Source organism: Klebsiella sp. 2-CIP_Kleb. (genome assembly GCF_050378715.1).
Lineage (GTDB): Bacteria > Pseudomonadota > Gammaproteobacteria > Enterobacterales > Enterobacteriaceae > Klebsiella > Klebsiella quasipneumoniae.
On sequence record NZ_JBNRLG010000008.1, the window covers coordinates 122791 to 134468 of the forward strand.

Below are 11678 nucleotides of genomic sequence, written 5' to 3' on the forward strand. Positions count from 1 at the left end.
CGATGCGCCGTTTGCGTGATTTCAGCCTCTGTCTGTGCCTGCTGCTTCTCTGGCCGCTGGTGGTTCAAGCCGACGACAGCTGGCGGCAGACCCAGACGGAAGCCCGCGGCCAGACCGTCTGGTTTAACGCCTGGGGTGGAGACCCGGCCGTCAACCGCTATCTGGCGTGGGTCAGCGAGGAGGTCAAACGCCACTACGCGATCGACCTGCGTATTGTCCCTATCGCCGATGCCGCCGACGCGGTGAAACGCATCCAGACTGAGGCGCAGGCCGGCCGTCGCCGCGGCGGGTCGGTGGATCTCCTGTGGATCAACGGCGAGAACTTTCACACCCTAAAACAGGCCAACCTGCTGCTCACCGGCTGGGCAGAATCGCTGCCCAACTGGCGCTATGTCGATCTGCAAAAGCCGGTTCAGGAAGATTTTTCTGTCGCCACCGAGGGCGCGGAGTCGCCGTGGGGCAGCGCCCAGTTGACGTTTATCGCCCGCCGCGGGCAAATGCCGCAGCCACCCACCAGCCCGCAGGCGCTGCTGGCCTTCGCCAGAGCCCATCCCGGCAGCGTGACCTACCCGCGGCCGCCGGACTTTACGGGTACCGCCCTGCTGGAGCAGCTGCTGATCGCCCTCACCGACCAGCCTGCCGTCCTGCGCCAGCCGCCGGAGACGGCGACCTTCTCGGCGGTCACCGCCCCGCTGTGGCGCTATCTCGATGCGCTGCACCCGACGCTGTGGCGGGCGGGTAAGGATTTCACGGCGTCGCCGGCGCGGATGGACGCCATGTTCAACCAGGGCATCCTCCGCCTGTCGCTGACGTTTAACCCGCTCCATGCCCGCCAGAAGGCCGTCAGCGGGGAGTTACCGGCGGACAGCTACAGCTTCGGCTTTACCGGAGGGACCCTCGGCAACGTCCATTTCGTTACCATCCCGGCCAACGCACGCGCCGTCGCCGCGGCCAAAGTGGTCGCCAATTTCCTGCTTTCCCCTGAGGCGCAATTGCGCAAGGCGGATGCCGCCGTCTGGGGCGATCCAAGCGTACTGGACCCGCAGCGTCTGCCTGACAAACAGCGTCAGGCGCTGGCGGCCACCCTGCCGCAGGATCTGCCGCCGGTGCTTGCCGAGCCACATGCGGCGTGGGTTGACGCGCTGGAGCAGGAATGGCTGCGCCGCTACGGTACCCACTGATCCTGCTGGCCTGGGGGACGATGGCGGCCATTTATCTGCCCTTATTCCCCGCCGCCGCAGGGCTGATGTGGCCGGCGCTCTCCCCGGTCCACTGGCGGGCGCTGTTCGCCGACCCGCAGCTGGGCCAGGCGCTGGCCGCCACCCTTGTTTCCACGCTGCTGTCGGTCGGCGGTGCGCTACTGATCGCCCTGACCATCGTCGCCGCTCTCTGGCCTTCGGCCCGCTGGCGGCGGCTGGCTTCCCGCCTGCCTTTGCTGCTGGCGGTGCCCCATCTTGCCCTGGCGACAGCGGCGCTGCTGCTGTTCGCCGAAGGCGGCTGGATCTGGCAGCGGCTGCCGTTTTTGACGCCGCCGGTCGACCGGTACGGCATCGGGCTTGGCCTGACGATGGCCCTTAAAGAGAGCGCCTTTGTGCTATGGGTGATCTACGGCCTGCTGGGGGAGGCGCGCCTCGCCGACCAGGCGACAGCGCTAAAGAGCCTCGGTTACGGCCGCTGGCAGTGCCTGCGCTGGCTGGTGCTGCCTGCGCTGCTGCCCGCCCTCGGCATGGTGCTGCTGGCCGCCGCGGCCTGGAGCCTGTCGACGGTAGACGTCGCCCTGGTGCTGGGGCCCGGCAATCCGCCCACCCTTGCCGTGCTGGCGTGGCAGTGGTTAAGCCAGGGCGATGACATGCAGCAGGCGAAAGGGGCGCTGGCCAACCTGCTGCTGCTGGCGATCCTCGGCGGGCTGGCGCTGGTCGCCTGGGGCGGATGGCGGCTACAGCGTCGGCGTCTGCCCGATCTGCGCGGCATTCGGCATCCCCATCCCCACGCCCTGCCCGGCCGCCTGCTGGCGAGTGTCCTGCCGCTGAGCGGCCTGCTGTGCGCGCTATTGCTGGCGGGGCTGGCGCGCTCGGCGCCGCCGCAGATGGATGCCCTGGGCAACAGCCTTGGCCTCGCGCTGATGGCTTGCGCCCTCGGCGCGGCCGTCTGCCTGCTGTGGCTGGCCTGCGGCCCGAAGCGGGGAGATGGCTGGGTCTGGCTGCCGCTGGTGCTGCCGGCCCTGCCGCTGGCCGATGGCCAGTACCGGCTGGCGCTGTACGCCTGGCTAGACGGCGAATGGTGGACCGTCCTGTGGGGCCATCTGCTGTGGGTGGTGCCGTGGATGCTATTTATTTTGCGCCCGGCCTGGCGCCAGCACGATCCGCGGATGACGGTGATCGCCCGCACGCTCGGCTGGGGACCCACGCGTATTTTCTGGCTGTTGACTCTGCCCTCGCTGACCCGCCCACTGCTGACCGCCCTGGCGGTGGGCTTCTCGGTGAGCATCGCGCAGTATCTGCCAACGCTATGGCTGGGGGCAGGCCGTATCCCGACGCTCACCAGCCAGGCGGTGGCGCTCAGCAGCGGCGGCGAGGCGCAGACGCTTGCCGCCCAGGCGCTGTGGCAATTACTGCTGCCGGCGGTATGCTTTATCCTGACGGCCCTGCTGGCCTGGCTGGCAGGCCGCTATCGACGAGGACTTCGCTAGTGCTAACCGTAAACCATCTGACCCTGAGCGTGAACCGTCAGCCGCTGCTGCGGGAGGTCGACTTTTCGGTGGCCCCGGGTGAAGTGCTGACGCTGATGGGCCCTTCCGGCAGCGGAAAATCGACGCTGTTTGCGTGGATGATTGGCGCCCTGGCCGGCGACTTCCGCGCCGAGGGCGAGCTGTGGCTCAACGGGCGGCTGTGCGATACGCTGCCCACGGAGCGCCGGCGCATCGGCATCCTGTTTCAGGACCCGTTGCTGTTCGACCATTTCAGCGTCGGGCAAAATTTACAGCTGGCGCTACCGGAAAGCGTGCGCGGCGAGGCGCGAAAAGCCGCGGTGGAGCAGGCGCTCAGTCGCGCCGGGCTGCATGGCTTCGCCGCGCGCGATCCGGCCACGCTCTCCGGCGGACAGCGGGCGCGGGTGAGTCTGCTGCGCGCCCTGCTGGCGCGCCCCGAAGCGCTGCTGCTGGATGAACCCTTCAGCCGCCTGGATGCCGCCCTGCGCGCCGCGTTCCGCCGCTGGGTATTTGAGGAACTGGCCCGCCAGGCCATTCCGGCGATCCTGGTGACCCACGATCGCGAGGACTGTCCGCCGACGGGGCGCTGCCTGACGATGGAGCGCTGGCAATGAAGAGCAATAGCGTGCAAACCTGCGTTACCGCAAAGAAATCAACGCCTGGCAAGCGGAGAATACGCCCTCCACTTTTTACCGTCGGGCATTTCGATGAAACGTGTTTCTCAATTGACCGCACTCGCCCTGTTCATGGGGCTTGCTGCTTCCACCACCTTCGCCGCTGAAACCATGCCAGCGCTCACTCTTTCCCACCTGCAACAGCAGCACGGCGTGGCCATCGACACCCGCCTGAGCGCTTATTACAACGGCTGGCCGCAGCGCGCCAACGGCCCGGAAGGGCATGAGCCGGAGGCGCTGAATCTTTCCGCCCACTGGCTCGGCGCCATGAGCGACGAGCAGCTCCGCGGCTGGGCTAAGCAGCACCAGCTCCAGGCCGATACCCCCCTCGCGCTGTACGGCAGTCCTGAGGATAACGCCAGCGTCGCGGCGCGACTGAAACAAGCGGGCTTCACCCGGCTTAACACCCTGAGCGACGCCCTGAGCCAGGGAGACCGTCTGCAAAAGCTGCCGCACTTTGAACAGCTGGTTTATCCGCAATGGTTGCACGACCTGCAGCAAGGGAAAAGCGTGGCCGCCGCCCCGGCCGGTGACTGGAAAGTAGTTGAGGCCGCCTGGGGGGCGCCGAAGCTCTATCTGCTGAGCCATATCCCGGGTGCGGGCTATATCGATACCAATGAGGTGGAGAGCGAACCGCTGTGGAATAAAGTGTCCGATGCGCAGCTGAAGGCGATGCTGGCGAAGCACGGCATCCGCCATGACACCACGGTGATCCTCTACGGTCGCGACGTTTACGCCGCGGCGCGTGTGGCGCAGATCATGCTGTACGCCGGCGTCAAAGACGTGCGCCTGCTGGACGGCGGCTGGCAGACCTGGTCCGACGCCGGTCTGCCGGTGGAGCGCGGCATGCCGCCGACGCCGCAGCCGGCGCCAGATTTTGGCGCGCCGATCCCCGGCCAGCCGCAGCTGATGCTGGATACCGAGCAGGCCCGCGGCCTGCTCCACCGTCAGGACGCCTCGCTGGTCAGTGTCCGCTCGTGGCCGGAGTTTATCGGCACAACCAGCGGCTACAGCTATATCAAACCGAAGGGCGACATCGCCGGCGCCCGCTGGGGCCATGCCGGAAGCGACTCCACGCACATGGAAGACTTCCATAACCCGGACGGCACCATGCGCAGCGCCGACGATATCGCTGCCCTGTGGCGCCAGTGGAACATCCTGCCGAACCAGCAGGTGGCGTTCTATTGCGGGACCGGCTGGCGGGCCTCGGAAACCTTCATGTATGCCCGGGCCATGGGCTGGCCGCACGTCGCTGTCTATGACGGCGGCTGGTACGAATGGAGCAGCAACCCGCACAATCCGGTCGCCCGCGGCGAGCGCGGCCCGGAAAGCAGTCAGTAACACACCCCACCAGCGCGCGTCCCCAGCCGGCGACGCGCGCTTTCCCGCTCACGCCACCCGCTTTAAGGTCTCGTAGCCGCTGGCGATACGCGTCGCCGTCGTCAGCCAGCATAGCGCGCCAAACAGCCACGCCAGCCAGGCAAAATGTGCCGGAAACAGGCAGCTGAGGACAAACAGCAGGATGGTTTCCGTCCCCTCCGTCAGCCCCCCGAGGTAGTGCAGCGATTTATGGGCATAGCCGGGATTGGCGATCTGGTGCTTTGCCGCCAGCGCGGCAAAGGCGAGAAAGCTGCTGCCGGTGCCGATAAAGGCAAACAGCAGCCAGCCGCCCGCCAGGGCGTTATTCTGCGGATCCGCCAGGATAAAACCGAACGGCACCAGGGCATAGAAGAGAAAATCCAGTGAGATATCGAGAAAACCGCCGGCGTCGCTCAGCCCGCGCCGCCGCGCCAGGGCGCCGTCCAGGCCGTCCAGCAGGCGGTTGAGAAGAATGGCCGCCAGCGCCGCGCCATACCACCCTAATGCCAGAAATGGCAGAGCCAGCACGCCGATGGCAAAACCGAGCAGCGTCAGCCTGTCTGGTGAAATACCCGGGCGGTCAAGCGCGCCGGCGACAGCGTTAAGGAGGGGTTTGAGGCGAGGATGCAGGTGGCTATCAAGCACGAGGATCTCCAGCAGAGTTGGCGGTTGTCAGTGAAGGTCTATGGCGGTGATAATAGGCCAGTTTGGCCTTATTAACGTTGATGCTTATGCTAAAAATGATTGAAGTTGTCGCCGCCATTATTGAACAGGATGGCAAAATTCTGCTGGCGCAGCGCCCGCCCCACGCCGACCAGCCGGGAATGTGGGAGTTCGCCGGCGGCAAAGTGGAGCCAGGTGAAAGCCAACCGCAGGCGCTGACCCGGGAACTGCAGGAGGAAATGGGCATCATCGCCCACCCGGCATGCTATATCGCCAGCCATCAGCGGGAAGTCTCCGGTCGTCAGATCCATCTGCACGCCTGGTGGGTGCCGGATTTTCAGGGCGTGCCGCTGGCCCACTATCACAGCCAGCTGCGCTGGTGCCTTCCTGCCGACGCCTTAACCCTCGATCTCGCCCCGGCCGATATCCCCCTCCTGCACGCCTTTATCGCCCGGCGCCCGTCCCTTTCCCTCCGCTGATCCGCTCGCCGCCTCGTCATCGTTTTTAGTTATGACGGGCGGGCAATTATAAATTTTGCTGACGGCTTAATTTTTCCTTGCTTGCCTAAGGATTAGCGGTGTTATAGTCGGAAAATCGGTTTTTTCAAGGACCGAATCATAATAAATACATGCAACCACAACCATAAGGGGAACTTATATCTATGGATCAGACGTGCACTCTGGAAGGCTTTCTCACCCGCGTTCAACAGCGCGATCCCCATCAAACCGAATTTGCTCAAGCCGTCCGGGAGGTCATGACCACCCTGTGGCCTTTCCTTGAGGAAAATCCGCGCTATCGTCAGCTTGCTTTGCTGGAACGTCTGGTGGAACCGGAGCGCGTGATCCAGTTCCGCGTGGTGTGGGTGGACGACCGCAATCAGGTCCAGGTCAACCGCGCGTGGCGCGTGCAGTTCAACTCGGCCATCGGCCCGTATAAGGGCGGAATGCGCTTCCACCCGTCGGTAAACCTGTCGATTCTCAAATTCCTTGGCTTCGAGCAGACCTTCAAAAACGCCCTGACCACGCTGCCGATGGGCGGCGGGAAAGGCGGCAGCGATTTCGATCCTAAAGGCAAGAGCGATGGCGAAGTGATGCGCTTCTGCCAGGCGCTGATGACCGAGCTTTATCGCCATCTGGGCCCGGATACCGACGTACCGGCGGGCGATATCGGCGTCGGCGGCCGCGAGGTCGGCTTTATGGCCGGAATGATGCGTAAGCTCTCCAACAACAGCGCCTGCGTCTTCACCGGTAAAGGCCTCTCATTCGGCGGCAGCCTGATCCGTCCGGAAGCCACCGGTTACGGCCTGATCTACTTCACCGAAGCGATGCTCAAACGTCACGGCCTCGGCTTCGAAGGCGCTCGCGTGGCGGTTTCCGGCTCCGGCAACGTCGCGCAATACGCCATTGAGAAAGCGATGGAGCTTGGCGCGCGGGTGGTCACCGCCTCCGACTCCAACGGCACCGTCGTTGACGAAGCGGGCTTCACCAAAGAAAAACTGGCCCGCCTGATCGACATCAAAGAGCGTGCCCACGGCCGGGTGGCCGACTACGCCCGCGAATTTGGCCTCACCTATCTCGAAGGCCAGCAGCCGTGGTCAGTGCCGGTGGATATCGCTCTGCCTTGCGCCACCCAGAACGAACTGGATGCCGACGCCGCTCGCCAGCTGATTGCCAACGGTGTGAAGGCCGTGGCGGAAGGCGCCAACATGCCAACCACCATCGCCGCGACCGATCTGTTCCTTGAAGCTGGCGTGCTGTTTGCCCCGGGCAAAGCGGCCAACGCCGGCGGCGTGGCGACGTCCGGTCTGGAGATGGCGCAGAACGCCGCGCGCATGGGCTGGAAAGCGGAAAAAGTGGATGCCCGTCTGCATCACATCATGCTGGATATCCACCACGCCTGCGTGCAGTACGGCGGTGAAGCGAAGCAGACCAACTACGTGCGCGGCGCCAATATCGCTGGTTTCGTCAAGGTGGCGGACGCCATGCTGGCCCAGGGCGTGATTTAACCTCCCCTCACGCCATCCCGGCGGCTGCCCGCCGGGATGTCTCTCACGATGACATCGTGATCACCACTTTCCCCAGATGCTGACCACTGTCCAGACAGGCATGCGCCTCGGCAATTTCCGCCATCGGGTAGCTGGCGTAGATCATCGGCTTGCATTTCCCAGCCTCAAGCAGCGGCCAGACGTGGCGCCGCAGCGCCTCGGCAATCTCCTGTTTCTCCGCCGCCGTCCGGCCGCGCATGGTGGAGCCGGTGACGGTGGCCCGCTTGAGCATCAGGGTCTGAATGTCGACCTCATGGGCCATTCGCCCGCCCATAAAGCCGATGATGACCAGCCGCCCGTCCTTTTTCAGCAGCCCCAGGTTGCGGTTAAAGTAAGGGCCGCCCACGATATCCAGAATGACATCCACCCCTTCATCGTTGGTCAGCTGATGAATTTTCTCAGCGAAATCTTCGGTTTTGTAGTTGATCGCCGTGGCGTAGGGCCGCAGCGCGGCAATTTTTTCGTCCTGGCCGACGGTGGCATAGACGGTCATCCCCAGCGCGTGACACAACAGGATCGCGGTGGTGCCAATCCCGCTGGCGCCGCCGTGGATCAGAATGCTCTCGCCGGGCTGCAGCTTACCGAGCTGGAAAACGTTCGCCCACACCGTGAAGAAGGTTTCCGGAATGGCGGCCGCTTCGCTAAAGCTGAGGCCAGCCGGGATCGGCAGCGTCTGGCCTGCCGGGACGGCGCAGTATTCGGCATACCCGCCGCCGTTGGTCAGCGCGCAGACGCGATCCCCGGGGGCAAAGGCCGCAACCTGCGCACCAACCTTCACGACCACGCCCGCCACCTCGAGGCCGGGCACGGGGGTAACCCCCTCAGGCATGGGATACAGACCCTGGCGCTGCAGAATATCCGGCCGGTTGACGCCCGCCGCTTTCACCTCGATGAGCACCTCATGCTCCCCGATAGTGGGGATCTCACCTTCGCGGATCTGTAAAACCTCCGGGCCACCCGGTTGGCTGATAGCGATATATTTCACGGGTCCTCCTTATCGCCTGTCAGAGAATTAAGCAAGGCATCGGGAAGGGCAATGGGCGCCCCCGTTCTGCGGGGCGATCGTCCCCCCCTTCCCGGCTGTTTAGTGTAGACCATTGACCAGTCTGGCGGAGAAACGGCGGCCGTGGGGAATGGCCTCCTCACGGCCGCCGGGCGGGTTATTGCGGCGGCGGCGCGGCATCCTCTGCCGCTTTTTTGCCTTTCGCTTTGCCTTTGCCTTTGCCTTTACTGAACGATTTTTTCGCCCCGCCCGGCGCCACCAGACCGCGGAACTGGCGCACCGGCGTGCTGCGCGCCTGCTCGATTAGCTGATACAGCGTGCCCACCAGCGGCTGCATAAAGTCCTGATAGCGGCACTGTTTCTCGCTGATTTGCGTCAATACCGACTCCCAGTGGGCGGTCATGTCCGGTCGACCGGCCATCTCCGGCAGGGAATGAATCAGCGCCCTTCCGGCCTCCGAGGAGTGGATATAGCGCCCCTTTTTAGTCAGGAAACCGCGCTTAAACAGCAGCTCGATAATCCCGGCGCGGGTTGCTTCGGTGCCGAGGCCGTCGGTGGCGCGGAGGATCTTCTTCAGATCTTTATCCTGCACGAAGCGGGCAATCCCGGTCATCGCCGACAGCAGCGTGGCGTCGGTAAAGTGGCGCGGCGGCTGCGTCTGGCGCTCCACCACTTCGCCCCTCTCGCACAGCAGTTCATCGCCTTTGGCCACCACCGGCAGCGGCGTGCCGTCGTTCTCTTCATCGCGCTCTTTGCTGCCAAGCAGCGTCCGCCAGCCCGCCTCGGCCAGAAAACGCGCTTTGGCGACAAACTTACCGTTGGCGATCTCGAGGTCAATCTGGCATTTACGGAACACCGCGTCCGGGCAGAACTGCATCAGATACTGGCGGGCGATCAGGGTGTAGACCTTCGCTTCGTTATCGGTGAGTTTGACCTGGCTGCTGCGGGCGGTCGGGATAATCGCATGGTGCGCGTCGACCTTTTTATCATCCCAGCAGCGGTTGCGGATCTCCGGATCCACCACCGGCTGCGGCAGCAGATCCGCCGCATGGACGGCAATCGCATTCAGCACCGCATGGCGGCCGGCGAAATGTTCTTCCGGCAGATAGCGGCTGTCCGAGCGCGGATAGGTGATGAGCTTGTGGGTTTCATACAGCTTCTGGCAGATATCCAGCACGTTTTGCGCGCTGAAGCCGAAACGTTTGGCCGCCTCAATCTGCAGCGCCGACAGCGAAAACGGCAGCGGCGCGGGTTCGGAATCGCGCTTATCGTTATAGCCGGTCACCAGCGCCGGCTGGCCTTCAATACGCTTAACCACGTGCTCGGCCAGCGGACGATGCAGCAGGCGCCCTTCTTCATCCTGGTAAGGTTCGCAGGCTTCGCTCGGCACCCAGGTCGCGACAAAGCGCTCCTCCTGCGGCGTGACGATATGCGCTTTGACATCGAAGAAGTCTTTGGCGACGAAGTTTTCAATCTCTTCATCGCGGCGCACCACCAGGCCGAGCACCGGGGTCTGCACCCGCCCCACGGAGAGCACCCCCTGATAGCCGGCGTTGCGCCCCAGCAGGGTATAGGCCCGGGTCATATTGATGCCGTACAGCCAGTCGGCGCGCGCCCGCGCCAGCGCCGACACGCAAAGCGGCACAAACTCGCTGTTAGCGCGCAGGCGGTTGATCGCCCGCTCAACCGCCTGCGGGTTGAGATCGTTTATCAGACAGCGCTGCACCTGCTGACGCTTCTCCGGCGCCAGCTGCAGGTAGTCGAGTACCTCATCCACCAGCAGCTGCCCCTCACGGTCGGGGTCGCCGGCGTGGATAACCTCCTCGGCCTCGCCGAGCAGGCGCTTGATGACATTCAGCTGTTTGGTGACCGAAGGTTTTGGCTGCAGCTGCCATTTCTCCGGCACAATCGGCAGATCGGTGAGATTCCAGCGGGCATAGCGGCTGTCATAGACGTCCGGCTGCGCCTGCTCCAGCAGGTGACCGATACACCAGGTGACCACCTGCCCATTGCCGCACTCAATAAAGCCATCGCCTTTGCGATGCGGTTTAGGCAACACATCGGCGATAGCCCGACCGAGACTCGGTTTTTCTGCAATAAACAACCGCATCGAATCAACGGATCTCGATCATGGGTCGTCCGCCGCGGGCGGTCACCAGCTCGCCGATGGCGGCCAGCTTAATACCGAACTCCGCTGCGGCAGCCTGCACTTCCGCCTCCGCCTCCGGGGTCACCGCCAGCAGCAGACCGCCGGAGGTCTGCGGGTCGCAGAGCAGATCGCGCCATTCCGTCGGCATCTCGCCCATCAGATGGCCATAGCTGGCAAAGTTGCGCCCGGTGCCGCCCGGCACCGCGCCGGCGGCGATATACTCCTCCACCCCCGGCAGTTTCGGGATATCGGCATAGCGCAGTTGCGCCTGCACGCCGGCTCCGCGGCACACTTCGCTGAGGTGGCCGAGCAGGCCAAAGCCGGTGACGTCGGTCATCGCCTTCACCCCGTCGATAGCGGCAAACGCGGCGCCGGCGAGGTTCATCTGGCACATGGTCTCCGTCGCCAGCCCGTGATGCTCCGGCTTGAGCAGCGATTTTTTCTCTGCGGTGGTCAGCACGCCGATCCCCAGCGGTTTGGTGAGATACAGTTTGCAGCCCGCCTGCGCGGTGCTGTTTTTCTTGATGCGCTCGGTGGGCACCACGCCGGTGACCGCCAGACCGAAGATCGGCTCCGGGGCGTCAATGGAGTGGCCGCCCGCCAGCGCGATCCCCGCCTGCTGGCAGGCAAAGCGCCCGCCCTCCACCACTTCGCGGGCGATTTCCGGTGCCAGGGTGTTGATCGGCCAGCCGAGAATGGCAATCGCCATAATCGGTTTCCCGCCCATGGCGAAAATATCGCTGATGGCGTTGGTGGCGGCAATGCGGCCAAAGTCGAACGGATTATCGACAATCGGCATAAAAAAGTCGGTGGTGCTGACGATTGAGGTGCCATTACCGAGATCGTAAACGGCGGCATCATCGCTGGTTTCGTTGCCGACAAGCAGGTTCGGGTCGACGAACTTCGCCTGCTCGCTATGCAGGATGGTTTCCAGCACTTTCGGGGAAATTTTACAACCACAACCGGCTCCGTGGCTGTATTGCGTTAAACGAATGGCTTGCTCGCTCATGGACATCTCCTGTCATTGCAATCCCGCTATGTTAGCGCCCAAACGCCAGGGTGGTAAGTACGACAGTCTG

Annotated in this window: 10 protein-coding genes; 6 read left to right on the forward strand and 4 right to left on the reverse strand. The window is 64.1% G+C overall.

The annotated features are described in order from the left end of the window. Positions 1-2: 2 nt before the first annotated feature. The 4 genes from ACQUTP_RS22340 to ACQUTP_RS22355 all read left to right on the forward strand — a co-directional run bounded on the left by ACQUTP_RS22340 (position 3) and on the right by ACQUTP_RS22355 (position 4722). Positions 3-1181, forward strand: a complete 1179-nt coding sequence (locus ACQUTP_RS22340; RefSeq protein WP_428902447.1) for an ABC transporter substrate-binding protein — start codon at positions 3-5, stop codon at positions 1179-1181. Then, entirely contained in the window at positions 1154-2689 is a 1536-nt protein-coding gene (locus tag ACQUTP_RS22345; protein ID WP_222690256.1) for an ABC transporter permease subunit, read from the forward strand. The genes ACQUTP_RS22340 and ACQUTP_RS22345 overlap by 28 nt, the downstream gene beginning before the upstream one ends. Then, the gene (locus tag ACQUTP_RS22350) at positions 2689-3321 is read left to right on the forward strand and encodes an ATP-binding cassette domain-containing protein (RefSeq protein ID WP_285755359.1); all 633 of its coding nucleotides are present in this window, start codon (positions 2689-2691) and stop codon (positions 3319-3321) included. The genes ACQUTP_RS22345 and ACQUTP_RS22350 overlap by 1 nt, the downstream gene beginning before the upstream one ends. Positions 3322-3414: 93 nt before the next feature. Continuing rightward, complete coding sequence (locus ACQUTP_RS22355; protein WP_222690255.1) at positions 3415-4722, forward strand: sulfurtransferase; 1308 nt, start codon at positions 3415-3417, stop codon at positions 4720-4722. A 48-nt stretch (positions 4723-4770) separates the two neighbouring features. Here ACQUTP_RS22355 and ACQUTP_RS22360 read toward each other — a convergent pair whose 3' ends face one another. Beyond that, positions 4771-5385, reverse strand: a complete 615-nt coding sequence (locus tag ACQUTP_RS22360) for a CDP-alcohol phosphatidyltransferase family protein (protein ID WP_032455852.1) — start codon at positions 5383-5385, stop codon at positions 4771-4773. Positions 5386-5471: 86 nt separating this feature from the next. Here ACQUTP_RS22360 and ACQUTP_RS22365 point away from each other — a divergent pair, with 86 nt between their 5' ends. After that, positions 5472-5882 (forward strand): pyrimidine (deoxy)nucleoside triphosphate diphosphatase, encoded by a 411-nt coding sequence (locus ACQUTP_RS22365; RefSeq protein ID WP_025999077.1) that lies wholly within the window; start codon positions 5472-5474, stop codon positions 5880-5882. 182 nt (positions 5883-6064) lie between these two features. Continuing rightward, positions 6065-7408 carry an NADP-specific glutamate dehydrogenase gene (gene gdhA, locus ACQUTP_RS22370; RefSeq protein WP_004203797.1) on the forward strand — a complete coding sequence of 448 codons (1344 nt, stop codon included), beginning with the start codon at positions 6065-6067 and terminating at the stop codon, positions 7406-7408. A gap of 43 nt (positions 7409-7451) precedes the next feature. On the opposite strand, the gene ACQUTP_RS22375 is transcribed toward gdhA, so the two are convergent. From ACQUTP_RS22375 to selD, 3 genes are all read right to left on the reverse strand, one after another. Continuing rightward, the gene (locus ACQUTP_RS22375) at positions 7452-8432 is read right to left on the reverse strand and encodes an NAD(P)H-quinone oxidoreductase (RefSeq protein WP_004203796.1); all 981 of its coding nucleotides are present in this window, start codon (positions 8430-8432) and stop codon (positions 7452-7454) included. 175 nt (positions 8433-8607) lie between these two features. Beyond that, the gene (locus tag ACQUTP_RS22380; RefSeq protein WP_080846560.1) at positions 8608-10560 is read right to left on the reverse strand and encodes a DNA topoisomerase III; all 1953 of its coding nucleotides are present in this window, start codon (positions 10558-10560) and stop codon (positions 8608-8610) included. A gap of 4 nt (positions 10561-10564) precedes the next feature. Then, positions 10565-11608: a selenide, water dikinase SelD gene (gene selD, locus ACQUTP_RS22385; protein WP_004203794.1), complete on the reverse strand. Its 1044-nt coding sequence runs from the start codon at positions 11606-11608 to the stop codon at positions 10565-10567. Between the last annotated feature and the right edge of the window lie 70 nt (positions 11609-11678).